At 50.5% G+C, this 24,997-nt stretch carries 22 protein-coding genes; 10 read left to right on the top strand and 12 right to left on the bottom strand.

Going from position 1 to position 24,997, the window contains the following annotated elements:
* Window positions 1-4: 4 nt before the first annotated feature.
* Complete coding sequence (locus tag CBE73_RS15260; RefSeq protein ID WP_174704743.1) at window positions 5-1,393, bottom strand: glycosyl hydrolase family 28-related protein; 1,389 nt, start codon at window positions 1,391-1,393, stop codon at window positions 5-7.
* Window positions 1,394-1,566: 173 nt separating this feature from the next.
* Between CBE73_RS15260 and CBE73_RS15255 the strand changes: the two genes are divergently transcribed.
* Window positions 1,567-2,619 carry a GNAT family N-acetyltransferase gene (locus tag CBE73_RS15255; protein WP_094094939.1) on the top strand — a complete coding sequence of 351 codons (1,053 nt, stop codon included), beginning with the start codon at window positions 1,567-1,569 and terminating at the stop codon, window positions 2,617-2,619.
* A 41-nt stretch (window positions 2,620-2,660) separates the two neighbouring features.
* A complete protein-coding gene (locus CBE73_RS15250; protein WP_094094938.1) occupies window positions 2,661-3,224 on the top strand; it encodes a spore coat protein in 564 nt (187 codons plus the stop codon).
* Window positions 3,225-3,336: 112 nt separating this feature from the next.
* Here CBE73_RS15250 and CBE73_RS15245 read toward each other — a convergent pair whose 3' ends face one another.
* Window positions 3,337-5,265 carry a fructose-1,6-bisphosphatase gene (locus CBE73_RS15245; RefSeq protein WP_094094937.1) on the bottom strand — a complete coding sequence of 643 codons (1,929 nt, stop codon included), beginning with the start codon at window positions 5,263-5,265 and terminating at the stop codon, window positions 3,337-3,339.
* A gap of 589 nt (window positions 5,266-5,854) precedes the next feature.
* Here CBE73_RS15245 and CBE73_RS15240 point away from each other — a divergent pair.
* The 6 genes from CBE73_RS15240 to CBE73_RS15215 all read left to right on the top strand — a co-directional run bounded on the left by CBE73_RS15240 (window position 5,855) and on the right by CBE73_RS15215 (window position 11,319).
* Complete coding sequence (locus tag CBE73_RS15240) at window positions 5,855-6,406, top strand: GNAT family N-acetyltransferase (protein WP_094094936.1); 552 nt, start codon at window positions 5,855-5,857, stop codon at window positions 6,404-6,406.
* Window positions 6,407-6,447: 41 nt separating this feature from the next.
* A complete protein-coding gene (locus tag CBE73_RS15235; RefSeq protein WP_094094935.1) occupies window positions 6,448-7,206 on the top strand; it encodes a hypothetical protein in 759 nt (252 codons plus the stop codon).
* Window positions 7,207-7,856: 650 nt separating this feature from the next.
* Window positions 7,857-8,261, top strand: a complete 405-nt coding sequence (locus tag CBE73_RS21965; protein WP_157739589.1) for a hypothetical protein — start codon at window positions 7,857-7,859, stop codon at window positions 8,259-8,261.
* 172 nt (window positions 8,262-8,433) lie between these two features.
* On the top strand, window positions 8,434-9,165 hold the full coding sequence (locus CBE73_RS15225) for a hypothetical protein (RefSeq protein ID WP_094094933.1): 732 nt from the start codon (window positions 8,434-8,436) through the stop codon (window positions 9,163-9,165).
* Window positions 9,162-10,679, top strand: coding sequence for a hypothetical protein (locus tag CBE73_RS15220; protein ID WP_094094932.1), 1,518 nt, complete (start codon window positions 9,162-9,164; stop codon window positions 10,677-10,679). The genes CBE73_RS15225 and CBE73_RS15220 overlap by 4 nt, the downstream gene beginning before the upstream one ends.
* A gap of 1 nt (window position 10,680) precedes the next feature.
* Entirely contained in the window at window positions 10,681-11,319 is a 639-nt protein-coding gene (locus CBE73_RS15215; RefSeq protein WP_094094931.1) for an ATP-binding cassette domain-containing protein, read from the top strand.
* A gap of 143 nt (window positions 11,320-11,462) precedes the next feature.
* Here the strand turns inward: CBE73_RS15215 and CBE73_RS15210 are convergent, their stop codons facing one another.
* The 8 genes from CBE73_RS15210 to CBE73_RS15175 all read right to left on the bottom strand — a co-directional run bounded on the left by CBE73_RS15210 (window position 11,463) and on the right by CBE73_RS15175 (window position 22,000).
* Window positions 11,463-13,112, bottom strand: coding sequence for an MFS transporter (locus tag CBE73_RS15210; RefSeq protein ID WP_094094930.1), 1,650 nt, complete (start codon window positions 13,110-13,112; stop codon window positions 11,463-11,465).
* Window positions 13,076-13,708: a cysteine hydrolase family protein gene (locus CBE73_RS15205; protein ID WP_094094929.1), complete on the bottom strand. Its 633-nt coding sequence runs from the start codon at window positions 13,706-13,708 to the stop codon at window positions 13,076-13,078. The genes CBE73_RS15210 and CBE73_RS15205 overlap by 37 nt, the downstream gene beginning before the upstream one ends.
* 45 nt (window positions 13,709-13,753) lie before the next feature.
* The gene (locus CBE73_RS15200) at window positions 13,754-14,794 is read right to left on the bottom strand and encodes an ABC transporter substrate-binding protein (protein ID WP_094094928.1); all 1,041 of its coding nucleotides are present in this window, start codon (window positions 14,792-14,794) and stop codon (window positions 13,754-13,756) included.
* 60 nt (window positions 14,795-14,854) lie between these two features.
* The gene (locus CBE73_RS15195; RefSeq protein ID WP_094094927.1) at window positions 14,855-15,739 is read right to left on the bottom strand and encodes an ABC transporter permease; all 885 of its coding nucleotides are present in this window, start codon (window positions 15,737-15,739) and stop codon (window positions 14,855-14,857) included.
* A gap of 57 nt (window positions 15,740-15,796) precedes the next feature.
* Window positions 15,797-16,579 (bottom strand): ABC transporter ATP-binding protein, encoded by a 783-nt coding sequence (locus CBE73_RS15190; RefSeq protein WP_094094926.1) that lies wholly within the window; start codon window positions 16,577-16,579, stop codon window positions 15,797-15,799.
* Between the two features lie 183 nt (window positions 16,580-16,762).
* On the bottom strand, window positions 16,763-17,140 hold the full coding sequence (locus CBE73_RS15185; RefSeq protein WP_229752601.1) for a Na-translocating system protein MpsC family protein: 378 nt from the start codon (window positions 17,138-17,140) through the stop codon (window positions 16,763-16,765).
* 416 nt (window positions 17,141-17,556) lie between these two features.
* Window positions 17,557-19,206, bottom strand: coding sequence for a thiamine pyrophosphate-binding protein (locus CBE73_RS15180; protein WP_094094925.1), 1,650 nt, complete (start codon window positions 19,204-19,206; stop codon window positions 17,557-17,559).
* A gap of 31 nt (window positions 19,207-19,237) precedes the next feature.
* Complete coding sequence (locus CBE73_RS15175; protein WP_244905497.1) at window positions 19,238-22,000, bottom strand: bifunctional diguanylate cyclase/phosphodiesterase; 2,763 nt, start codon at window positions 21,998-22,000, stop codon at window positions 19,238-19,240.
* A 316-nt stretch (window positions 22,001-22,316) separates the two neighbouring features.
* On the opposite strand from CBE73_RS15175, the gene CBE73_RS15170 reads away from it, so the two are divergent.
* Window positions 22,317-22,583: a hypothetical protein gene (locus tag CBE73_RS15170; protein ID WP_094094923.1), complete on the top strand. Its 267-nt coding sequence runs from the start codon at window positions 22,317-22,319 to the stop codon at window positions 22,581-22,583.
* A 132-nt stretch (window positions 22,584-22,715) separates the two neighbouring features.
* On the opposite strand, the gene CBE73_RS15165 is transcribed toward CBE73_RS15170, so the two are convergent.
* Together CBE73_RS15165 and CBE73_RS15160 are read right to left on the bottom strand one after the other, a co-directional pair.
* On the bottom strand, window positions 22,716-24,074 hold the full coding sequence (locus tag CBE73_RS15165) for a PFL family protein (protein ID WP_094094922.1): 1,359 nt from the start codon (window positions 24,072-24,074) through the stop codon (window positions 22,716-22,718).
* Between the two features lie 79 nt (window positions 24,075-24,153).
* Window positions 24,154-24,423 carry an ACT domain-containing protein gene (locus tag CBE73_RS15160; protein ID WP_068700886.1) on the bottom strand — a complete coding sequence of 90 codons (270 nt, stop codon included), beginning with the start codon at window positions 24,421-24,423 and terminating at the stop codon, window positions 24,154-24,156.
* Between the two features lie 191 nt (window positions 24,424-24,614).
* Here CBE73_RS15160 and CBE73_RS15155 point away from each other — a divergent pair, with 191 nt between their 5' ends.
* Window positions 24,615-24,908 carry a small, acid-soluble spore protein, alpha/beta type gene (locus CBE73_RS15155; protein ID WP_094094921.1) on the top strand — a complete coding sequence of 98 codons (294 nt, stop codon included), beginning with the start codon at window positions 24,615-24,617 and terminating at the stop codon, window positions 24,906-24,908.
* The last annotated feature ends 89 nt before the right edge of the window (window positions 24,909-24,997 follow it).

The following is a 24,997-nucleotide window of genomic DNA, read 5'->3' as shown; positions in this document are numbered from 1 at the left end:
CGTTCTACTGGATGACCACATTTCGATTGCTAGCTGCCCGACGGGTTGTGAAGGTGCCTGTAGTCATTGTATTGTTCATCACCCGAATGTTCTGCTGCACATATCCAGGCAAATAGTTGGATAAGTCGATGCCGCCACCCTGTTTCACCACAATCGTATTGCCGCTGATGACACCTCCTGAGGCATTCTGCCAGGTCCAAATCCCTTTTTCCCCGCCTGTTATCGCATTTCCGCTTATATTAAAATCCTCCAGGCTTCCCAGCCGAATCGCTGTGGTGCCTTTCATTTGGCTCTGCACTCCCATAGAGATGCTGTTGTTGGTAATGGTGATATGGCTGACAGGCGTGTCTGATGTAACCTCTACTGCCGCATAATAGCTGCCGATGCCGTCAATAGTGTTGCCGTCCACGGTATTATGGCTGGCGAACACACTGATGGCCGAATACATATCCGGCGCCGTCCGGCCTTTATGGGAACCGCTTTGATAGACGTTATTGCCCAAATAAGAGTTGGTAATATGATTGCCCTGCACCTTGATGCCCTGCGCATAGATCTTAATGCCCCGTTTGGCGATATGATCCAATTGATTGCCGGCAATCACACTGGATGAATCCTGCCCGCGTCCGCTTTCCAAGCTTAAATCTTCGAAGTAGATGCCGTCTCCGTCGTCGGCTGGCCCGATGTTGTGAATATGGGACCCCTTGATCGTCACTTCTTTGGCTACCGTCTCCTGCGATCCCCAGGTGGTAGTCACGTAGATGCCTCTGGCCACCGGATCGCCGCTGCGGGAGTTGATCGCGTTGATATTCTTAACCTCAACCCCGCTGACGGTCACCTGCCGGGTATTGCCGTAAATGACGATTCCGCACACCACCTCGCCGTACCCTTCACCGGCGGGATCCTTATTCTGAGAAGCATTGGCGACCGTTAGACCGGACAAAGTAACCCTCTTGCTCCCCCCGCCTACGACCAGCACCCGGTTGACCTGGCGGTTCCCGTCTAGCGTCATTCCAGTGATCGTAATATCCGAACCCGCTGCCCGCAGTAGCTCCCAGCCGAAAGTACGGGAACTGGCTTTTAGCACCGAACCCGCTCCGTCGCCGGTCATTACGGTTCCTCCCGGTAGGATCAAATCTTTGGTGCTGTCCACCAAATAGGTGCCTTTAGGAAAATATAAAATTCTGCCGCCTCCCGCAGCCCGCTTGAATATTTTCTGCAGCGCTGCCGTATCGTCGGTTACCCCGTCGCCTTTGGCGCCGTAATCTTTCACATTTATGCGTACAGATGCGATCTTCAGCACCGGCTCCGAATCCGGTTTGGGTACTGGCAAACTCAGGATCAATAAGAGAATACAGAGCACCAGAGCAGACCTTGTAATCATCTTCCTCTTCACAAGCCATTCCTCCATTCGGCTAAATCGTGCCAGCTGTGCGCGCCAACCTAGTAAAGGCTCTCTTTACCCTATGTAACGGCATAAAAAAGCAGAACGGGGCATACCTTGTAGACTGACAAGCATGACTTTAAGCTGAGGAAATCAAATATTCGAGAACAGGAGCTATATTTAAAATGAGTGGAGTGTACGGAAGGATGGGCGTAAGGTTGGAGGAACCGGCTGGCAGTCGCGGGGAACCGATAGAAGTGGGAGTATCAGCCTCCATCCCTGAACAGACCTGCATCGCCGCTTGCGGCTCAGCGGAATCATACCTGTCCGGCTGGGCGGAATTTAACCGGCTCAAATGGGGCTGCCGGTACGCCATTCAGAAATTCCAGAACGGAGACTCGGATTATTACAGTGAGGGATTATTTTTTGAAGGGAAAAGAGGAAAGTGGTTTCTGCCGCCGCTGAATGCTTATCATCCGTTTACCTTTCATCCCGGCGCAGCATCGAAACCCCACAAGCTGAACAGCCGCTGGCAAGAAACAGCAGAGATGCTGATCCATGAAATGAAAGCCCATATGGGGTCAGCCCCTATTGTGTTTCCGCCCGGAATCACGGACATGCGCCCTTTTATTTGGAGCGGCTTTCACGTTTGGATGAAGTACACTTATTATTTGAAGCTGCCCTTTAAGCTGGAGGAAGCCAGCTCCGAAATCCGGGGGAAGATCAGAAAAGCAGCCGCTAAGGGTTACCGCACGGAGAGATCCGTAAACATGGCCGAAGTCCTGGACTGTCTCCGGGGAACCGAGGATCGCAAGGGCTTCAACCATCATCTGACCGTAGAAGATCTGGAACTGGCCCGGAGCCTGCTTGGCGACGAGGCTTTCCGTTGTTATGTTTGTTATGCGCCTGACGGCAAGGCGGTAAGCGCAAGCGTGGTGCTGGCTCTGAACTCCCATCTGGCTCAAGGCTGGGTGGCCGGAAGCAAAAGCGAATATATAACAAGCGGGGTAGTCCAGCTGTCTCAAAGCTACGCCTTTGAGGATTTGTCGCAGGACGGCTTTGCTTATTTCGACTTTGCCGGCGCGAATATCCCTTCGGTTTCCAAGTCCAAAGCCTCTTGGGGCGCGGAGCTCGTTCCGTATTATTTGGTGCAGAAGAAAAACCTCAAACATCTGCTCAGAACAGGGTATGAATGGGGAATGGGGCTGCATAAAAATCAGGGATCTGCAGGAAAATAACTCTGCAACCCAACCCTTTACCTTAACGGAGGAACTTTATTATGCAATTGGCTGTTCACGAAGCCCAGGAACTAAACGAACTTACGATGAGCTGTGTCAATTCGATTACTAATATGGCCTGCTTTATAAATCAGGCGCAAGACCCGGAATTGCAAGCTTTGCTTCAGAAGCATTTCCCGCTTCATATCCGGGATTATAATATCAAGGTCGAGTTTCTCAGCCAGGTAGAAGGTGCGTCTATGGCCCTTCCCGTACCGGACCTCAATCCGGTTCTGCCGTCTTTCATTTCCCCAAGTACAACTTTGCAGCCGGTGATGCCCCGAACTTCCGTACAGCAGTTTAACGACCGGGAAATCGGGACCGCTTACCTGCTCACCCTCAAACGTGCCGGACGGGAGTATGCCTGGGCGGCTATGGAGATGAGCAATCCGGACATCCGCAGCTTCCTGGAGAAAGCTTTTCAAATGAGCTCCCACCATGCTTACGATGTTTGGCAATGGATGGTCAAGAAAGGCTACTATCCGCTGGAGGCCGCTTCTCCAACTACCCTGGTGGCTTTAGGCGGCTTCTACAACAAGGTTCAAGAGCCCGCAATGATGCAGTAAAGCAGTAATAAATAAGGCAGTTAGCGGATCAGGTCCGCGAATCCCATTAGAAAAAGCCGCCTTTGGCGGCTTTTCGGCTTTGTTACTTCATTATTCCATTTCATCCATTAAATCAATGCATATAGCGATACTCCAATAGATCCTTCAAATTTGAGATTTTACGCAGCAATTTCTCACCAACATTGGTCTCCCTGACCTTTTTCCTCTCCAGTTCCTTATCCACCAATCTTTTGACGGACAAGACATCCGTTCCGTTGCACAGCACATCCTCTTTGGAATTGAATTTCTGATGGGCTACAAGCTGCATGCCGAAGGAATTATATAACAAGGTGTATCCGGCGATCCCGGTTGTGGATTGATAAGCTTTGGAGAAACCGCCGTCAATGACGATCATCTTGCCGTTTGCTTTTATCGGATCTTCTCCGCGAATCTCCTTAACAGGCGTATGTCCGTTAATGATATGACCATGATCAGGATCAAGGTCGAATTCGAGCAGAATGTTCCGGCAGATTTCTTCATTCTCACGCAACCGGTAATAAGGGTTCTTTCTCTCTTTATGGGCTTCTTTGTCTTTAATGAAATACCGTTCAAAGGTGGTCATTTCCCTCTTTCCAAAAAGCGAAGAGCATTCGCCCGTCCAGATATACCACACCATGTCCGTTGACAGATCACCGGTTTCCTCGGGATGCGCGAAGGCATACCGCAAATGAGACTCAAAGACGTCCAGCAGCTGGCGTCCCGAATAGGTTTTGTCTTCGATCTGCATTTCTTCCATATTGCCTTCCTCATCCAATGGAATACAGCCGTGTATGAGCAGGTTTCCGTTATATTTTAAATAAAGGCTGCCTTTCTTCATCAGGAACTTCATATGTCTGGCCAGCTTCTCGGAATGCTGAACGGAAAAGAGAAGCTTCTCCATCACCTGCTGTTCTTCCTCCAGCAGTTGTTCCGGCTGCTGCGGATTTACGGTGGCGAAGCAGGTATTTTCCAGAGGATACGTCTTTCCGCCAAGCGTAATTTCGTTGCGGTCATAATCTACTTTCTCAAGCAGAAGCCTGTCAGACATATTAAAGTACGGCCGTCTCTTGATGATCGGGATTTCCAGTTTGAACTGAATCATGGCAATAGCTTGATGGATTTTGGTGATCTGCAGGATTTCCTGTTCGGAAAGCGTGTGATCGGCCTGCAGCTTGGGTCTAAAAGCCGGATTGTCCTCGTAATACTTCTCTGCTAGATTCAGCAGCGGACGCAGATTGATTCCATATACATCTTCTATAATATCCAGGTTATCGTATCTGGCACAGATCCGGATAATATTCGCAAGGCAAACCAAGGAACCGGCAAATGCCCCGATCCACAGCACATCATGATTGCCCCACTGAATATCCACGGAGTGATGATGAATCAGCGTATCCATAATTTTATCCGGGTCAGGTCCGCGGTCATAAATATCCCCCACCACATGCAGGTGGTCAACCACCAGACGCTGGGTTGTATAGGCAAGTCCTACTATAAGTTTGTCTGCCTGGCCCAAAGAAATAATCTGCCGGTAGATCTCCTCATAATAGGATTCCTTATTAATCGTTTCGTTCTTGTACAGAAGCTCTTCAATAATATAAACAAACTGCTCCGGCAAGGCCTTACGCAGCTTGGACCGCGTATACTTGGAGGAGGCGTAAGAAATCAGCTTGATCAAATGCTCTATCGTTTGTCTATACCACTGGTTCAGGGACTGCTTGTTGCTGAGGTCGCCCTTGACCAGCTGCAATTTCTCTTCCGGATAATAAACCAGCGCAGCAAAGTCATTAATCTCATTCTCTGTCCATGTCTCACGGAACAAATCTCTTATCTTTTCCTTTACAGTGCCCGATCCATTTCTAAGCACATGCTGAAAGGCCTGGAACTCTCCGTGCAAATCACTGACAAAATGTTCGGTCCCCTTGGGGAGATGGGATATCGCTTCAAGGTTGATGATTTCAGTTACGACTTTCTCTTCGGAATCATATTTTTGGGCCAGTAAATCCAGGAATTGCGCATCCAAAATGATGTCCCCCTTTAACAGTTATAGTGTCATACTTCTTTATTTACCCGGGTCTTTAGGAGGATATAAATGAATCCGATAAGATGATGGGTAACACCTTCCTCAATACTAACAAATAAATATATACAAACTTTTTTATAGTTACATGTTCTATCATAGCATAAATCCTGAGATTTAGCATATCTTGCAAAGGCTGCCCGAGTAGAGGGTTCAACTTCTGCTAAATTCCGGATGATATGATCCTCCAACATGGGAGGCCCTGAATCCTGAATCTCCTCAGAAGGTGATGGTGGTTAAGAATTTCAATTCACATATAAATTTCGCCGTTCCCGGGAAAAATATCCATTTTAGTTGCTAGGGATGACAACAATATCAACTCACTGCTGTGCAGCATGATCCGCCGCTGCGGTATGGCCCCACCGGCTTTCCCCGGTGCAGCGCAGCGGGGAGACCGCTGCGGATGATTTGCGTGCGGGGGCTAAAACCTTTAATTAACATCTCCGGCTCTGAAGTTTATAATGAGGTTATCTGTTTCCTGTGCTTCGTGGTAAGCGGATGCCGCGCATCTCAAACAAAGGAAGTGATCCCTATGCCGAGAATCCTTGGCGACTCGATTATTTTACGGGAATATCAAAGCAGCGATCTGCCTTACATCAGAAACTGGGTCAACGATCCGGAGATCGTAGACAACCTGTCCGATATTTTTTTATATCCTCATACCGAGCAGGCAACGGAGCAGTTTCTAAACGCTATGCTGGACAACAACAACGTTCATCAGCGGGGATTTGTCATCGCCCATAAAGAAACTGAAGAATACATTGGGCAGATCGACCTGTTCAAGCTGGACTGGAAAAACCGGTCCGCCGGGCTGGGGATCGTCCTCGGCAATCGGGAGCACTTGGGCAAAGGGTATGGAAGCCAAGCGATCAAACTTCTGCAGGAGTTTGCGTTTAACCGGATGAACCTGCACAGGCTGCAGCTCGAAGTGTTTGATTTTAACCAACGCGCCTACCATTGTTATTTGAAATGTGGGTTTAAGGAAGAAGGCCGGCTGAGAGAAAAACATTTTATCCAGGGCCGGTATGCGGACATGATTGTTATGGGTATTTTGAAGAGCGAATATGTGGAGCGGAAGAAGTAGGAGAAATTATACATACTCAAACACAGGAGGAGAACGTGTACATGACGGATACATCAAACGGGCTCATCTATCCGGATTCACTAATGGAACGTGCCGCTGAAGCACTGCGCCTGGAGCAAGAGACCTCTCTCTCCAAGGAGCTAATCGACGAAGCCATCAGCAAGCTGAGCAAAGCGGAGCTGATGGATAAAGTGCTGCTGACCTATAAAGAGGCCATCAGCAGCGCCGACTTATTCCGCATCGTGTATGCCGTCTTTGGCATTGAGCTTAACCGGGTTCCTGTCCTGAACGCAGACCCTGAGCTAGCGGCAGCGCTGGAACGGACGCCTGCACAAACCCACGCTCCACTGGATCCATCCGCTGCCCTGGACAAGCAGCTCGCATCGCTGTCTGCAGACGCCCGGACCAGCGGCCCTGAGCTTCGCAAGCTCATCAATGCCGTGTTCGGCGTCAATCTTGACGCCATCGCCGGCCTGGAGCAATGCCGGATTGCCCTGCATTCCAAAGGCCAGTGGATCGTCCGCACCTCCCGTGACCTCGTGCTCGTATGGACCGGCCCCGGCGACGTAGACGTGCGGGTCTCCCCCACCGGCTACTTCAGGGAGCATACCGGACTGGCCCGCCTGCCGGAAAAGCTGCGCAGCAAGCTGATCGGACTGGGCTATACAGCCGAGGAGCAGGACGGCATGGAAAGCCTCTACTATGCTCATCCGGGCGGGCAGCCTGTTCCAGATGCCTTCAAGGGTCAAACGATGGGCGCAATCATCCAGACGCTGCGGGAAAAGTATATGGATTTGTGAGGTTTATATTTTAAATAAGGGACGACAAACAAAACCACATGGGCCAGTGCTCATGTGGTTTTGTTCTGCATTCATAAGTTTGTTATTTTATGACTTTAATCCAGTAACCTGGATAATATCCCCTGTGCCAATTCATCTACCCTTCCTGTTGTTCACCTTCACTGGGATGGTAGGCAAGGCGACGAATATCCGACTCCATCCCTTTGAGCGTTTCCTTAGATAGTTGTTCTATCAACAGCAATAAAAGTGAATAATTTCACTACACATCTGCAGATTTAAGAGGTATGGATCTCCGTTCACTTCAGCCACCTCATTCCTATCAACTTCAGCTACAACCAAGTCACAACTTGTAGTAGTCTTATCCCCTTGACTGGTGAAGTTGTTTTTGTGCTTATGCATTAGAGGAATGATTCTATATGGTCGGGAACGATATAAAAATGAAGCCTTTTGCTTTCAGCCATCAGGTTGTTTCCCTCCTAACAGATAAGCGAATTCGGTATAATTTCCATACACATTCCATACACTTTTCTTTTAAAACATTTATCTCATAATTTCTACTAAATACAATAAACAATAGGTAATTATTACAAAAATACCAATAATATGATAGGATAATTTTGTAATTAATATATTATAAAGGAGTTGTTTAAATGAATTTCATTTCAAGGAAAAAAATCTTTATACTATCTGTAACCGCATCCATGATGATTATGGGTAGCACCGTATTTGCAGGAAGTTCTTGGAGTTCCCAAGAATCCAAGTCTTTACCTGGTTGGAATGGTAGTGCTTATTCTAGTACTCAAACCAAAGCTGCTATTGGACAAGCTGGATTGCAGATGGATGCAACCGAAGGGTATGAAATTGATGTTCGCACGGAAGGAACTTCCGGAACCTCTAATGGAGTCAATGGTTCATGGACAAGAGATGTAAAAGGTGGAAATACATATCAGTTAAGCGCTCCTCAAGGAGTAGGGGATAATCTTCGGCTTCATTTTAGTTCCAATCTATTAACTACAAAATCTACAAATATCGTGTATAAGTGGAGAAGTAATTAACCACAATGACGGGGAGTATGACATTAACCTTTGTCATACTCCCCTTTATCTTGAAAAACTCAAGTCTTGTACGAGATTGAAAGGGTGCATAATCATACCTAATAAATACAGCATATCTGATGAAATCAGAAATGTTATCACAGCCAGATGGCTGCTGAGCTGCCTGTTTTTTATGGCTCTTCCGATGGTTTATTTTCTGATCAGGTACTCCGAGTATACCTTTAGTAGTGAATACGATGTGTTTACCTTTTTCCTGGATAGCTTTGTCCCCATTGTTTTTGCCATTTTTTCAGTGCTAGTCTACACTGGGGTATTTGCACAAGAGGTCAGCCATCGTTTTATAGTCTATACAAGATTGAGAATTTCGTTGAAGAAGCTATTGAGCATCAAGTTCGCAGCCAATTTCATGCTGACTTTCTGCATATTTTTTATTTTTATATTCGGTTACTTTGTTTTCGCTTACTACATAGAACCTCAAATCGGCTTGGTTCAGTATGACCCTTCGTTTTTTGCTTTGAACGGCACCACGGCCAAAGAGTATACGCTTCATCAAAACACGTTCAGCCAGCTCTTTAAATACGGCTCCCTGACCTACGGAGTGGTTTATTCTCTTTGGGTAGCCGTGAATGCCGCTTTATTTGCAGCGTTTGCCTTTTTACTTGTTCTCTTAGTAGACCGTCCATTTCTTGCCCTATCTATTCCTTTTGCTTTCTACCTGGTCCAGAGTTTCTTCATGGGGGCATTCGGCTTAGTTAAATACCAGTTTTTCCAGGCAGTGTTTCCCTTTAATTACGCGCAGCAGCCGATTTGGACCTCATTCGTGCCCACGGCTGTTTTAATTGCAATCTGTTTAATCCTGCTGGGTTATTTTAAAGTTTCAAATCGAATGGAACGTATCCAATGAAGGACTGGAAAGCTAATTTCAATGAAGGGTTCTCATGGAAGTGGATCGTTATTATTATCGTATTATTTCCTTATGAGGCCTTGCTCGTGCGAGAGCTGAGTCAAATGGCAAGATTCTATGGAGTGGAGTTCAATCAGTGGGACTTCATCATACAGTCATTCAATAATCATATTTTAATCTATTATTTTCTACTTCCGGTTGGACTCATGTATTCCTGTTATTTATTATTGCGGGAATGGGACTATTTAGTTCTGCTTAGGGTAAAAGGATATAACCAGTGGATGACCTATACACTTGTTAAATTCACCAGGAGTTTCTTGTGGTTTGAAATTCTATGGGGCATTATTGTTTTACTCGTGGCCCGCGGGACGCCTTTTGAAGGCACTTGGAGCAGTTATGCTATGGAAGATAGGATTCCCGGTAATTACAGCATCGTCCTCCAGGAAACTGGCTTGCACCCTTTATACGCAAGCCTACTGCAGGGCCTGCTGCTCGGACTCTTTTTTATGGCTGTTCATGTCAGCATGGCTTCCTTTTACGTATGGTTCCCTCGCCCTTTGGGTCTATCGATCCTGGCGGTGGTCTATTTTATCGGGGCATTGGTCTCTTTCCGAATAATTCCCCCTTGGATGGCTTGGCTTAAAATGGAGAATCTCATGATTTTGTCCTCAGCCGTCTATGTTTTTCCATCGTGGGTGTTTCCATTCGTTATCCTGGTTGGAATAATAGTCTGTCTATATTTAATCGTGTGGCTTTCAAAGCTTCGATTCAAAATCTTTGCCTGGATCAAAGAAACCAAAGCCTATTGGACTTATTTCCTTCTGTGTTTGGTTGGCCTGTTGTCGTCGGCAGCTGGGCAAACGGACTCATTGGATAGCATTTGGGACTATTTCTATGGCCAATTTTTCGGATTATCGAAGGACGGGTTCTCATTAACCCTCTATTTATTTTATTGTCTTGTGTTCTTCGGAGCCGTCTATCTATTCCAATATCAGCTCAATGAATTTACAAACGGTTTGATGTACTATCAGGTGTTACGCTACCGTTCCTATTATCGTTGGTTTATCAAGCTGCTTTTTAGAAATACTGTTTTTTTAAGTCTCATGTTAGTTTTTTTGGCTTTGCTCGTTCTATTGATTGGCTTAGCAAAAGGGCTGGCCCTGGAGGCCAGAATTCCATCCTTACCGGCGGTCTCTCTTAACCAGCTTGTCTATCAGTACTTTGTAAATGGTTTGTTGCAGCTGCTGAACTACTGGCTAATCGTATTTATTGTCCATTGGATCTGGAACAAAAATTCTTCCAATCTGGCTACGTTGGGTATTCTAGTCGGTACAGGCATGATAAATAGCGCTCAATTCCTGCCGGTAGGATTAAACAGCTTAGGATTCCTTTCTGGAGACCATAAGGATTTATTTATGACAAGCTTAAAGCTGCTTTTAGGGATAACGATAGAACTATCGATCGTTGCGTTTTTGTTCAGCAGCAAAAAAATAATTCATGAGGGAGAGAGCTAATTTGTCACTGATCCGGCTTGAAAAAATCAGCAAGTCATTTAGAGGAAATCTGCTTTTTGAGCAGGCCGCCGCCTCATTCGACAGTGGCCGCATATATGGAATCATAGGTCATAATGGGTCCGGGAAATCGGTATTATTCAAAATGATCTGCGGGTTCATGAGACCAGATGGAGGAACCATCGAAATGGATCCCAAATATCGGACAAAACGAACCACCTTCCCTAAAAACTTCGGCATTATTATTGATCGCCCAGGTTATATCCCGAGCAAATCCGGATTTGAGAACCTGAAAAAATTAGCCGATATTCAACGTTTGATCACCGACCAGGACATTAAAGAAGTGATGCGGCGGGTCGGTTTAGATCCTGAGCTGAAACAGAAAGTAAAAAATTACTCCTTGGGGATGAAGCAAAAACTAGCCATTGCGCAAGCTATCATGGAAAATCAGGAGGTGTTATTGCTTGATGAACCCTTTAACGGCTTGGATCAAGACAGTATAACCAACATTCGGCAGATGCTGCTTGACTTCAAAAAGGCCGGGAAAACTATTTTGCTGACAAGTCACAATAAAGAGGATATTGACCTGCTAAGTGACCACGTTTACCAGATTAATCAGCGGAAATTAGAGCAGCTTTATTAATCCTCAAACAGGGAGAGGGGACACCCTCTACTGCACTAAAAAAGGCAGTGCCAAGGAATTACCCTTGCACTGCCTTTCAATTGCCTTTTCACTATCCAACTGCCTTCGCTCTACTTACTCCTATCTTCAGTCCACCCATTCCCTCAATGCCCCGCCGCCTGCGACTCCTCAGTCTGTCTCCTCCTTGCTTGCCGTGAGGCCAGCAGGAACAGGGACAGAAACACTACTACGAGCAGTGCGCACATGGAAAAAACCGTATGGTACGCCGTCAGCGCGGCTCCCCCGCCGCTTCCTGCATCGGCCCCGCTGGCCAGCAGGGAACCCGCCGCAGCCGTGCCGAACATCATGCCCAGGTTCCGGGACAAGGCCAGCATGCTGCTGACCAGTCCGGCCTGCTGCTTGGGCGCCCGGCTCATCACCAGGCTGTTGTTCGGCGAAGAGATCATCCCCATGGCCGCGCCCAGCAGCACAATCATGACCACGATTACGTAAGGCGGAAAAGACGGCGTCATCACGCCCAGCACGGCCAGCGCCGCGGCCATCACGATAAGTCCGCTGGTCATCAGCGGAATCGGCCCCTGCTTGTCCGAGCGGCTCCCGCTGATCGGCGCGGATAGAATCAGCGCCAGCGGATAGCCCATCATCATCAGCCCGGTGCTTGCCGGGCTGATGCCAAGCTCCGTCCGCAGGAACACCGGCATCAGCAGCTGCACCGCGAAAGCGGACATATAGCTGACGACCGTAATCAGGATGCCGGTGCTGGAGCGGAAGTCGCGGAACAGGTCCAGATCCAGAAACGGGGCAGACGCCCGTGAAAGAGGGGCATGGGAGCCCTCCAGGGTACTAGAGTCAGTAAAGGCACCCGAGCCCACAGGGGTACGAGAATCCACCATATCAGCATGAGACTCCGACAAGCTGCTATCCTTGTTTTGGGCTTGACCATCCCGGGAGCCGCTAACGCCAGCACCCCTCCACCTCCGCTCCCCCCAGCGCCCCGGCCGGCACCAGACCATAAACCCGGCAGCCGCTGCCAGAAACAGCAGCAGGAGCAGCAGCACAGCCGGAGAAGTCCAGCCCCAGCTTCCGCCCAGACCAAGCGCTGTCACAAGACCGGTCAGCGCCGCAGCGAACAGCGCTGCGCCCGTGAAATCCAGGCTCTGCTGGCCGGACCGACGTTCTTTGGGGATATACTTCATGGCTAGAAGCCAGGCCCCCAAAGCCGCCGCAGCCAGCAGCCAGAAATTCGTGCGCCAGGAGAACCACTCGATCAGGAAGCCGCCCAGACTTGGCCCGGTCATCGAGCCAGCGGCCACGAAGGTGCTGATCAGCCCCAAAGCCTTGCCGCGCTGGCGCTCCGGATAGACAGAGACGATCAGCGCCATGTTCGTCGCCTGATACATCGATGCCCCGAAGCCCTGCAGAATCCGGAAGACAACGAGCAGGCTGAAGGAAGGCGCCAAAGCGCAAAGCAGCGCGCCCAGCATAAAGAGAAAATAACCTGTATTATGAACCTTCTGTTTGCCAAACGTATCGCCCAGCTTGCCCATTACAGGCAAACAGATCGTTATCATCAGCAGGTAAACGGTCACCACCCACTGCGAGGAGGCCAGCTGGACCCCGAAATCACCGGAGATGTCCACCAGCGCGATGTTGAACATGCCGGCCGACAGATTCGACAGGAAGGCCCCCAGGCAGATGGTATACGGCGTTAACCAGCGTCTTCCCTGTTCACCTTCAGCCAGTTCCCGGCCGGGGATCAGCGCAGCGCGGCTGTTTCCCGGCTGTAATCCCATAATTGAATAACCTCGCTCGTGTCGGTGACGGTACCGAAGTAACCGCTGATATTGGTCATCGTCATGTCATGCGCCTCCCGGGAATACGAAGCACAGGCATCCTTCAGCATCACAATATGGTAGTCCAGCATATAGCCGTCCCGGGCCGTCGATTCCACGCACACATTGGTGCTCACGCCCGTCATGATCAGCGTCTCAATGCCAAGCGTGCGCAATATCGTATCGAGTCTAGTGTTGATAAAAGCGCTGTAACGGTGTTTATTCACAACGATTTCTCCCGGCGCAGGCTCTACCTCGTAAAATTCCGCCCCCCAGCTGCCTTTGCGGCACACGCTGGAGGATTTGCCAGCGGACCGTTCTCTCCAGGCTTCCGAATCCGTTGCGTCCTCATGGAAGGTCTGGATAAAGATCAGCGGCACCTCGTGTGCTCTGGCACTATCCAGCAGCCGGTGCAGATTCGGCATCATCTCCGCTACGCCGCTTACATCGGCGCCCCTTTGGCCCAATGAACCTTCCGGATGGCAGTAATCATTTTGCACATCAACAATGACAACAGCGGCTTTCTTTTCCGTTACAAGCTCTTGCAAAGTTTTCATGTTCCCACACCTCGTTATTGGATTTAATATGAATTATTCCATTTCTTATTTGGCTTGGTTCACAAACTGCATATCCACCAGATCCGCATAGCTGTAATCTCCGGAATAGATCCCGGTTTTGATCATTACATCCATATCCTGCTTGACGCCCGCTTCGGAAATCTGCCCGTCCAGGCTCCACAGGTTATCCGCATAGGCCCGGTCCATCGAGGCTTTAATCGCGTCATCCGACAGCGTAGGGAATTCGGCTTTCAGGTCTTTGGTCGCCAGCTCTTTATCGGACTGCACAGTCTTCAAGGCTTCCAGAATCGCATTCGTGAACTTTTGCACCGTCTCCGGGTCCTTCTCAATCGTGGATCTCTTGACGCTGAGCACGGAATAAGAGAAATCACCAAGGTCATGGAATTTGTAAAAAGGTTCATCCCATACGCCTTTGGCTACGCCATCGCTGATTTGAGGTTCGGCGCCATTGGCAATGTCGGCTGCGCCCTGCTGAACCATAGTCACCACGGTTGAAGCATCCGCCGGCTCAAGCAGCGTTACGTCCTTCTCCGGATCCAGTCCCAGGCTGATCAGATAGTAGCGGGTCAGCAGGTTTGGCGTACCGCCATGACGGCCAGCCGCGATCTTCTTACCTTTCAGGAACTCTTTCATTTGTTCCGGTGAATCGCCTGCCGGAGCCAGTCCTTTCTTGGCAACCAGATATACGTTAGCGCGATTGACCGCGTTCACAACCGAAACGATCGGGTCGGAGCTGTTTTTATTACCCAGCGCATTGGATTCCACGCCGCCGATGACGCCCCAAGCATCACCACTGACTACTGCCGTGATATGCGCGCCGCCCGCAGCCTGAATCACTTCCACATCCAGCCCTTGTTTGGCAAAATAACCTTCCCGCTGCGCCAAATACAGCGGCAGATAGCCGGTTGAATGAAGCGGCTCGGCGATGACTATCTTCTTCAGCTTGCCATTCCCGGGAGCGGCGGCATCGGCTGTCCCGGCCTCTTTGTTGCCGCAGGCGGACAACAGCCCAATACTTATTGCAAGAAGCAGCAGCAGCGGTACAACTCTTTTTTTCCTCTTCATATCCGATTCCCCTATCCCTTTTGATTTTTTTGTTTTTGAGTAGAGCCGCAGGCCGTCTGGTTATTTCACGAAGCCTTTGGCCAGCCATTTTTCGAGGAGAACCACTCCCCAATACATGACCATGGACAACAACGACAGCACCACGACGCCCACCCATACCAGATTAATGTCGAGGATCGTACCTGCATACATGATCATCCGGCCGACGCCTTTGCTGGAGGCGATGAACTCGCCGACGATGGCTCCGGCCAGCGCCAGGGCGATATTGATCCGCAGACTGCTGATCATCCACGGCATTGACCAGGGAACAACCACCTTGGCGAACACCTGGCGGCGTTTGGAGCCCAGGGAGTACATGAGCTTTTCCATGTCAGGATCGACACTTTTGACACCGCTGTAAGCTGAGAGGGCCGAAACGACGACCGTCATCGAGAAAGCCAGCGCTACCTTGGAGAAGAAGCCAATCCCGAGCAGGATCACCAGGACAGGAGCCAAGGCCAGCTTCGGCAGCGCGTTAAGGATGATCAAATACGGCTCACTGATGCCGGCATAGGATCTGGACCACCAGAAGGACAAGCCCAGTGCAGAACCAAACAGCGTACCGGCAATAAAACCAATGACCGTCGAAGCTGAGGTATAAGCAATGTCATCCAGCAGCGTCCCTTGGGTCAAACCCGTCCACATCGTTTTGACGATGGCGCTCGGCGAACTCCAATAATATTTGTCGATCCAGCCGAAACGGGTGAACAGCTCCCAAACCACAAAGATCAATACAGCCACCAGCAGGCGGCCGATCGTGATCCGGCGCGACCTTTTGCGGGCCAAAGCCTCCTCGTCCAGGATCAGTGGAGCAGGTGAGGGTTCCAAGGTTTTCACCGGTTCAGCAGACGGGGGTACAGCTTTAACCGTATGAATGACAAAAGCTTCTTGACGTGCGGTTTCCATCTTAATTCCTCCTCTTGTTCGTTATACAAATCCTGTTTAACAATCCACGGTCCATCCTTATGAAATATGCTCCGCATCCTCGTGACCGGCCGATAGCAGATCCATCAGATGATGCTTGAGTTCCATAAACGCCGGGGAAGTCATATCTTCGGTATGGCGCGGCCGCGGCATCGTAACTGTGATTTTGGACTTGATCCGTCCAGGCCTTGGGGAGAAGACGTAAATATCGTCCGACAGATAAATCGCTTCATCAATGTCGTGGGTGACGAACAGGACGGTTTTACCGAAATCGGCCCAAATTTGCAGCAGCCAGTTCTGCATGGTCAGGCGGGTCTGAGCATCCAAAGCTCCAAACGGCTCATCCAGCAAAATAATATCCCGGTCGTACAGCAGTGTCCGCAGCAGCGCGGCCCGCTGGCGCATCCCGCCGGACAGCTCCTTCGGGTAATGCTTGTCGAACCCTTTGAGGCCGTATTTCTCCATCAAGGGCAGCGCTCTGCTCGCGGCTTCCTTGTAAGGGACTCCCCTGACCTCCATGCCCAAAATGATGTTGTCCAGAATCGTCCGCCACGGAAGCAGCATATCCTTTTGCAGCATGTAACCGACATGGCCGGCTTTGCCGACGATGTTCTCGCCGTCCGCCAATACCTGCCCCGAAGACGGCGGCATCAGACCGGCGATGATGTTGAACAAAGTGGACTTGCCGCACCCGCTTGGCCCGATAATGCTGACGAAACGCCCCGCTTCGATCTGCAGGTTGGTCTCCTGCATGGCGGCGATATTTTCTCCGTTTCTGCGAAACCATTTACTGACGCCCTTAATCTCGATTTTGTGGGTCATTCCTGTCTCCTCCTCTGAAAATAAGTTTGAAATTCTTTCTGAAATACCAAAAATGAGTATAAAAAATCGCCAGTCCAGTCCACTGCACGCAAAATGCCTATAGCACCTCTGCGGCAGGTTCCAAACTGACGATCAACCAGCTCTCCAGAAATCAGACATCAAGTCCGGGCTTGAGGCTGCTTCCTATCGGAGTTCCGGGAGTTCATTCAGATAATCTTCGACGTCACGCTCAAGAACAATGATCGTACCGGATAATTCGGTCTCTGTATCGTAGTCTTTGAGCACGGTGACGGTATTCAATTGGAATTGCTTCCTCAATTCTTCCTTGATTTCCTGCTTTAACAACTGAAAGAGCAGATGATCCAGCTGGAGGGTGGCTTGACGATGGCTTTCATCGAGAACCTTCAAAACAGGCACCCTGGCATTCTTTGAAAGAATAATGATCTTATTGCCGACAAAATCGACCTTCTGCTGTTTCACACCGGCGTTAAACATTTTCTTGTTTATCGCGTTGTAAATCCTCAGAATCTCCTGCTTAAAATCGCCGGCACATATCATCATCCTCGCACCCTTCCATGTAAGAAAACCTATCACAACTTTGGGTGTATCTATGAAAGACGCTTAATATGAGTCTTATTATTAGGCAAACCTGACGTGCAGTCAAGCCTTTTTCGCAAATAAACAGGAAATTTTCATTAACCTCAGGTCAAATAACATTACATTACGAGTTATGTAATCAACTGGTGCTGGAATTAGCCCAGCATACTACACACTCCTATCCTTTACCGCATGTTATCCGTATACAAGAAGCTCAACTGCCCCCTAAAAGAAAAAGCGCCAGGAGACTCCCTGGCGCTTGGCCTAGCTTGGCCTAGCCTATTATGCATGTTTCTATTGGATACTTGCTAACCTTGAGCCTTGAGCCTAGTCCCGGCTCTGCGAACGCAACCGCTAATCGGCTCGCACAGCTCCTGCTCCTATTTCCCAAACGAGGACAGGAACTTCACGCGGTCGCCCATTGGCGGGGTGCTGTCATCCTTCAAGGCGATTTCCAGCACGGCTGGGCCTTTCAGATCAGCGAAACCTTGCAGGAATTCATCGTTCAAGTCTTCCAGGCTGCTCACCCGGAAGCTCGGCAGTCCCATGGCCGCGGCCATCGCTGCAATATTCGTCTCCTGCTGATCGAACGAAGCGTGCGTGCGTTTGTACTGCAGATTATGACCGTGGTAAACCATGCCGAGCCGGGCGTTGTTCATCACGACGAACAGGATCGGCAGATTGTATTCTTTGGCGGTCAGCACTTCCATGCCGTGCATGAAGAAACAGCCGTCACCCGTCAGACTGACTACCGGCCGCTCCGGATCGGCCAGCTTAGCGCCGATAGCAGAGCTGATGCCGCTGCCCATCGCGCCGAAATGCACGTTGATATCAAAGCTGTGGCGGTCTACCACACGCATATAATGAATCACGTAAGACATGAATTCGCCAATATCCACCGTGTACCGGGTGTTGACCGGCAGACCGGTTTGCAGCGCCGTGAACACATTTTTTGTATTATATTCCTTCGTCAGTACATAAGGCTCCGGCTTCTCCACTTTCCGCAGCTCGTTTTGTCCCTTCTGCTCCAGACCCAGGGTGCGGAGCTCGTCAATCAGGAACAGCAGGCTGAGGTTAATATCGCCCAGCACCGGAATATCCACCTGATATTTTCGGCCGAACACCGACGGATCAAAGTCCATTTGTATGGTGAACCGTCCTTTGTTCAGATTGGCGTTGTAGTTGTTGGTAGCCGTTTCCCCCAGGCTCGAACCAATCACCAGCAGCGTCTGGTTAGGAACTTCCGTATTGATCAGGTTCGAAGCGGATTCATGACCGGCAAAACCAAACACGCCGGCATTCAGCGGATGATCCTCCGTCAGATATCCTTTCGCCACCGGAGTTGTTACGATCGGCCAGTTCAGCAGCTCGGCCAGTTCAACCAGCTTGTCAACCGAACCGCGAATGCCCTGTCCGGCCATAATGATGCCGTCCTTGCGCTTCACCAGCTCTTCGGCTACTCGTTTGATCGTGTCCGCATCCGGCACAAGCGGCGTTCTGACGGCAGGCGCCGGAAGCTCCGCATGCTCTACCTGTCCGGCCTGCACATCAATCGGCAGCGCAACGTGTACCGGGCCCGGTACGCCGGATACGGCGGTTTCCACCGCTTTGGCTACTTCGGCCAGCACATCTTTGGACTCGCTGACGCGGACGCTGTATTTGGTAACCGGCGCAAAGATCGGCGCCGCATCCAGCTCCTGCGAAGCGTTCAATCCCACCGTGTTCATTGGCACGGCCCCGGTGATGAAGAGCACCGGCAGATGCTCGCGCATCGCGTTGGCCGCTCCGGTCACCAGATTGGTGCCGCCTGGGCCGCTGCAGCCGATGCAAACGCTGAGCTTGTTCGCATATTTGGCATAAGCAGCCGCCATATAGGAAGCCGCCCCTTCATGTTTGGTTATGATCGGCGTAATCTCAGGCATATCGTAAAGCTCGTCAAAGATCACGTTGACCGACCCGGCCGGAATGCCAAAAATATATTTTACTCCACTGTTCTTCAAATACTCCAGTACATAACGAGCTGCTTTCATAATCGTTTCTTAGCCTCCAGATAGTTGGAATTTAATATGAGATCCCCTTCTCAGCCGGGGAAAGAGTCAAATAATCACGGGCGATTTTGTCCGCTGTCATCGGACTGCCGAAATAATAGCCCTGCATCAGGAAGCAGTCCCGGGCGGACAGGAACTCGGCCTGCTCCAAGGTTTCTACTCCTTCTGCAATCACGCTCAGATTCAGGTTTTGAGCCAGCGTAATAATGGTATTCGTAATGGCGGTTACATCGCTTTTTCCCAGGTCCTGAACAAAGGATTTGTCGATCTTGAGCGTGCTGATCGGGAAGTTCTTCAAATAACCAAGCGAGGAATAACCGGTGCCGAAGTCATCAATGGCGATCTTCACACCAAGGTCCAGCAGCTGCTCCATCGTCTTCAGTGTAATTTCGGTGTTCTTGATAATTTGGTTCTCGGTCAGCTCCAGATGCAAATAACTCGGGCACAAATTGATCTTCTTCAAAATGCTCTTGACGGTCGAGAACAGGTTGTTCTGCTCAAATTGACGGACGGACAGATTAACGGACACGCTGATCGGCGGGCCGCCCATATCATGCCATTTCTTTAGCTGCTTGCAGGCATTCTTGAGCACCCATTCCCCGATCGGGATAATCAGGCCCGTTTCTTCGGCAATCGGAATAAAGTCATCAGGCGAGATCAGCCCTTCCGTCGGATGATTCCAGCGGACCAGCGCCTCGACCCCGACAAGAGTCCGATCCCGATAGTCGATTTGCGGCTGGTAGTAAATTTCGATTTCGTTATTGTCCAGCGCCTTGTACAGCGCATTCTCATATTTAACGATTTCGAACGCACGCGTATCCATGCCGGTGCTGAAGAAGTGATAGCTGTTCCCGGACATTTCCTTCGCTTTGTACATGGCCGTGTCGGCGTTCTTGATCAGCTCTTCGCTGCTTTCGCCATTCTCCGGGAACATACTGATTCCAACGCTGGCCGTAATAAAAATCTCGTTCTCCCCCAAATAAAAAGGTTTGGAGAAGGCAGTGATCACCTGGTTGACGATGCGGAGCACCTCCCGCTTGCCTCCGGTATCCGGCAGGAACACCGTAAATTCGTCACCCCCCTGACGGGAGACGGTGGCATTCTTGGGCACGCAGGAGCTGAGCCGCAGGGCGACTTCCCGGAGCAGATGATCCCCGGAAGTATGTCCAAGCGTATCATTGAGAAGCTTAAAGCGGTCCAAATCCAGATACAGCAGCGCCAGCTTGCCCCCGTCGACCTGGGCATAAGTAATGCCCTGGTTCAGCCGGTCCTTCAGCAGCACGCGGTTCGGCAAATCGGTAACACTGTCGAAATAAGCGTGATAGCGGATTTCCTCCTCCATCTGCCTTCTCTGCGTAATGTCCTTGAAGGTCACTACATCGCCGACGATCCGGTCGCCCTCATGGATGGAGGAAATAACATATTCGACCGGAAGCTCCGTGCCGTCTTTGCGGAAGAACGATTCCTCCAGATGGAAGTTGTTCCAGCTGCGATTAGCCGAGGCTGAGAATTTGAGCAGGTCGAGATTCTTCCCTCCAAAAATCAAATGGTAACACTGGCCGATCAGCTCGTCTTTCTCAAATCCGAGCATATTCTCAGCCGCCGGGTTGCAGAAGGTGATATTGCCTTCCAGATCAAGGCCAAAAATCCCCTCGCCCGCCGAGTTCAGAATCAGTTCGCGCTCGCGGCTGATCTGGCGAAGCTCGGTGACCACCATTTCCAGCTCCTTGTTCTTGGCGCGGACCTCCATCGTGCGGTCCTCAATGATTACTTCCTGCTTCTCCCGGTAGAGCAGATTGGAGATGGTGGATGCCGTGGCATCTACAATAGACTGCGCCAGCTGGATGTCGGCATCCGAATAAACCCGCTCCTTCTTCTCGAAGTCCACCACGGCGATGACGCCGAGCACTTCGCCCATGGAGATCAGCGGGAACAGGTACATAGCCGTGATGCCAAACTTCCTGCACATTTCATGGTTGGGACGCTCGTCCTGCATGACGTCGTAGACAAGCAGGGCTTTCTTGGTGCGCATCACTTCCTGAAACAGCGCATCGTTACTCATATCGAACTGGACCGCCTGATGGGTAGCCATCCAGTCTTCCTGCGTCCAGTCGCTGTCCTTGCTTAACCGGACCGGCAGGATGGACCGCTCGGCGAGCGGGTCAACCAGATGAACGGCCGGGTTGAAATTTTTGAGTACTCTGCCTACATAGGAAAAACAGTTGTCGAGCACCTCCTGCATGTTGGAGGACAGCGACAAGTCACGCGTCAAATCGAGCAGCATCTGCTTCTCGGCGAGCAGGTTCTCCTTGTGGGTCAGGTTCTTGGCATTCCGGATCGCAACCGCTGCCATATTCACGTACGCTTCAACGCTCTGAATCTCGGATTCGGTTAAATTCATAGGGCTGCCGTAGTCAAACAGGAAGACAAGTCCGTACAGCTCTTGCTCGTAACTGATCGGCAGCGCCAGCAGCGATTTGATCTGAAACCCCTGTACCGCCCGCGGGTCGGGACGGCTGTCCTCGGAGGTATCCGGAATATAAATCACTTTCTGCGTTTCGATGACCTCTTTGGCAAGCAGATCATAGTTCGTATCAATGACGTGCATATCAAGCGACATGCCGTTAATCAGCTCAGGCTTGCCTACATACCCTCTGAAGCTTCCGTCCTCTTCCGGCAAATAGATCCCGACGGAATCGCATTGTACGATCTCTTCCGATATAGCTGTTGTAACATACTGCAGCATCTCCCGGAGCTCCAGCTTGGTGTTGATCATCTTGGTTATATTCGCAAGTCGAGAATACCTGGTCTGGTCCTTCACGATACACTTCCTCTCCTTGTCCGTTATGCGATAGCAAAGTTGTTAAAAATGGTTAAATATAACCTAACCGTGTATATACGGGTAAATGTTGTCCTATAAGGAATTAAGCATTCCTAACAAGGATTCGACGCTAATCTTAATTTTCCTATTTTAAAATTGAGATTGAAGACATGTTTTTTGAAATAAGTCAGGATTTCGCCATTTATGTTTATATCTATTGAACGTGGTAAATAGTAATAGAGATTATTTTGCAGATTGGAGGGTTTTTCCGATGGAGAAGAAATCAATTCAACTTCACAACATGCGTTATGAAATTGCCGACGGCCATTTTGTGACTTACGGTCAAAACGGCAGCGAGCTTCACAGGCACCCGATCAATGAGCTGGGGTTTTCGGAAGGCAAAAATGCCATAGATAAACATGAAATGCTTTATGAATTTGCCGTGATCTTTCCCGACGGCAATACGATCAATTTCCGGGACAGACCGGATCTGGGCGAGTTTGCCGAGGCGTTCAAGAAGGAAAAAGGCGTCCTGTAGGAAGTCCCGCGATCTCATACAAACGGACATCCCTTACACAAGAAGGCCGCTTCGGCAACAGAAGCGGCTTTCTTGTCGTTTCTTCACACCTGATCTTACGTACCCTATCTTTCATACCTAATCTTTTGAGGGTCAGTTCTTGAAGCTGTGGATAGGCGCCGGAATCCGTCCGCCGCGGTCAATGAAGCTGGCGCAGCTGAAGCTGTTTACCGGCATAACCGGCGCATAGCCGAGCAGTCCGCCGAATTCGGCGATTTCGCCGACGCCTTTGCCGACGACCGGAATAATGCGGACGGCCGTCGTTTTGTTATTGACCATGCCGATGGCCGCTTCGTCGGCGATGATGCCCGACAGGGTCGCGGCGCTCGTGTCTCCGGGGATCGCGATCATATCGAGGCCGACCGAGCAGACGCAGGTCATGGCTTCCAATTTTTCAAGCGTCAGCGCGCCTTTCTGTACGGCCTGAATCATGCCGTGGTCTTCGCTGACCGGGATAAAAGCGCCGCTGAGGCCGCCGACGTAGGAAGACGCCATCACGCCGCCTTTTTTCACGTTGTCGTTCAGGATCGCCAAAGCCGCCGTCGTTCCCGGAGCACCAGCTTCCTCCAAGCCCATCACCTGGAAAATCTCCGCAATCGAGTCGCCGATTTCCGGCGTCGGAGCCAGCGACAGATCGACGATGCCAAACGGCACGCCGAGGCGTTTCGACGTTTCCTGGGCGACCAGCTGGCCGACCCGCGTCACTTTAAACGCTGTCCGTTTAATCGTCTCGCAGAGCGTTTCGAAGTCGCTGGTCTTCACTTCCTCCAAAGCCCGCTTGACCACGCCCGGTCCGCTGACGCCAACGTTGATCACGCACTCCGGCTCGCCAACTCCGTGGAAAGCGCCCGCCATAAACGGGTTGTCCTCTACCGCATTGCAGAAGACAACCAGCTTGGAGCAGCCCGCCGAATCGCGGTCCGCGGTCAGCTCAGCCGTCTTCTTGACGATGCCGCCCATCAGCTTCACCGCATCCATGTTGATGCCGCTGCGCGAAGATCCGATGTTGACCGATGCGCAGATGCGCTCCGTGACGGACAAGGCTTCCGGAATGCTTTCGATCAGCTTGCGGTCGCCTTCCGTAAATCCTTTATGCACCAAAGCGGAGAACCCGCCGATAAAATTGACGCCGATCTCTTTGGCTGCTTTCTCCAGCGTTTCGGCAACAGGCACGTAAGAGTCGGTTTTGAGGCCGCCGGCCGCAATCGAAATCGGGGTAACCGATACGCGTTTGTTAATGATCGGAATGCCGAACTGGCGCTCCAGATCTTCGCCCGTTTTGACCAGCTTCTCGGCCAGACGGGTAATTTTATCGTAAATATTCAGGTTAAATACCGCCAAATCCGAATGCGCACAGTCCATCAGACTGATGCCCATCGTAATCGTGCGCACGTCGAGGTTCATTTCCCGGATCATTTTATTCGTTTCCTGCACTTCTCCAAGCGTAATCATCGTATTCCTTCCTCCCGTGCCTGCAAATTGCTGTTACTGTGTCCAAACCCGATCTGCCATTATTAGCTTGTCAGGCCGCTTAAATCCGGTGCATCGTATTGAAAATATCCTCATGCTGGAGTTTGATCTCCACGCCCAGCTCCGCCCCAAGCTTCTGCAGATCTTCAATCAGCGCCTCAAAGCTTTTGGCCGGAGCCGTAATATCGACGATCATCATCATATTGAAATAACCCTGAATAATCGTCTGCGAGATATCCAGAATGTTGACATTCTGTTCGGCCAGGTACGTGCAGACTTTAGCGATAATGCCTACCTTATCCTTGCCGAGCACAGTAATAATCCCTTTCATGAAACAAAAGCCCCCTCTGTGTTCGTCCATCATTGATCCATAAACCTTAATTTCATTATTATGGCAGATGTCCGAGGCCGCTTCAATGTAAAAACAGGCAAAAACGGGCTGTTCCCCCACCTGAACATAAACCCCTGAAATCAGGGCATTCTAAGACCGGATTCCCTCAAGTTAAAGGAGGCTGATTCGATATGGCTAGAAGAAGATCAGGCAGAGGACCGGGTGCAGACCGGGCACTTCAGCATTTTAAGACGGAGGCCATGCGCCAGGAAGGCTACAAAGTGAACCCCGAGCAGCCGGATGACGTCAAATATGAAGTGGCCCAGTCGCTCGGTGTACCGCTCAAGCATGGCGATAACGGCGATCTGACGGCCGAGCAGGCCGGGAAAATCGGCGGCGCCATCGGCGGCTCGATGGTCCGCGAAATGATTCGCCAGGCTCAGGAGAAGCTGAGCGGCGGGGATTCGGGCGGGAGCGGGAGATAAGCTCCTCATTTAGCCGTTCACGAGCCGTTAACGAAAAACAAACCGGAAATGGCCGCCAATCGGCGCACCGTTTCCGGTCTCTTTTTTTA

This window comes from Paenibacillus physcomitrellae (assembly GCF_002240225.1).
In the GTDB taxonomy this organism is placed as follows: domain Bacteria; phylum Bacillota; class Bacilli; order Paenibacillales; family Paenibacillaceae; genus Fontibacillus; species Fontibacillus physcomitrellae.
The sequence above is the reverse complement of the archived record's forward strand: the minus strand, read 5'-3'. Positions and strand labels throughout refer to the sequence as shown.

Bases quoted from the DNA above. Each gene is read 5' to 3' on its own strand.
- CBE73_RS15160 (WP_068700886.1), bottom strand. From the start codon at position 24,423: ATGAAAGGGATTATTACTGTGCTCGGCAAGGATAAGGTAGGCATTATC.
- CBE73_RS15190 (WP_094094926.1), bottom strand. From the start codon at position 16,579: ATGACCCACAAAATCGAGATTAAGGGCGTCAGTAAATGGTTTCGCAGA.
- CBE73_RS15195 (WP_094094927.1), bottom strand. From the start codon at position 15,739: ATGGAAACCGCACGTCAAGAAGCTTTTGTCATTCATACGGTTAAAGCT.
- CBE73_RS15165 (WP_094094922.1), bottom strand. From the start codon at position 24,074: ATGATTACGCTTGGAGAAGTGCAGGAAACGAATAAAATGATCCGGGAA.
- CBE73_RS15220 (WP_094094932.1), top strand. From the start codon at position 9,162: ATGAAGGACTGGAAAGCTAATTTCAATGAAGGGTTCTCATGGAAGTGG.
- CBE73_RS15250 (WP_094094938.1), top strand. From the start codon at position 2,661: ATGCAATTGGCTGTTCACGAAGCCCAGGAACTAAACGAACTTACGATG.
- CBE73_RS15210 (WP_094094930.1), bottom strand. From the start codon at position 13,112: ATGGGATTACAGCCGGGAAACAGCCGCGCTGCGCTGATCCCCGGCCGG.
- CBE73_RS15255 (WP_094094939.1), top strand. From the start codon at position 1,567: ATGAGTGGAGTGTACGGAAGGATGGGCGTAAGGTTGGAGGAACCGGCT.
- CBE73_RS15170 (WP_094094923.1), top strand. From the start codon at position 22,317: ATGGAGAAGAAATCAATTCAACTTCACAACATGCGTTATGAAATTGCC.
- CBE73_RS21965 (WP_157739589.1), top strand. From the start codon at position 7,857: ATGAATTTCATTTCAAGGAAAAAAATCTTTATACTATCTGTAACCGCA.
- CBE73_RS15185 (WP_229752601.1), bottom strand. From the start codon at position 17,140: ATGATGATATGTGCCGGCGATTTTAAGCAGGAGATTCTGAGGATTTAC.
- CBE73_RS15225 (WP_094094933.1), top strand. From the start codon at position 8,434: ATGGCTCTTCCGATGGTTTATTTTCTGATCAGGTACTCCGAGTATACC.
- CBE73_RS15240 (WP_094094936.1), top strand. From the start codon at position 5,855: ATGCCGAGAATCCTTGGCGACTCGATTATTTTACGGGAATATCAAAGC.
- CBE73_RS15205 (WP_094094929.1), bottom strand. From the start codon at position 13,708: ATGAAAACTTTGCAAGAGCTTGTAACGGAAAAGAAAGCCGCTGTTGTC.
- CBE73_RS15235 (WP_094094935.1), top strand. From the start codon at position 6,448: ATGACGGATACATCAAACGGGCTCATCTATCCGGATTCACTAATGGAA.
- CBE73_RS15155 (WP_094094921.1), top strand. From the start codon at position 24,615: ATGGCTAGAAGAAGATCAGGCAGAGGACCGGGTGCAGACCGGGCACTT.
- CBE73_RS15175 (WP_244905497.1), bottom strand. From the start codon at position 22,000: ATGATCAACACCAAGCTGGAGCTCCGGGAGATGCTGCAGTATGTTACA.
- CBE73_RS15200 (WP_094094928.1), bottom strand. From the start codon at position 14,794: ATGAAGAGGAAAAAAAGAGTTGTACCGCTGCTGCTGCTTCTTGCAATA.
- CBE73_RS15180 (WP_094094925.1), bottom strand. From the start codon at position 19,206: ATGAAAGCAGCTCGTTATGTACTGGAGTATTTGAAGAACAGTGGAGTA.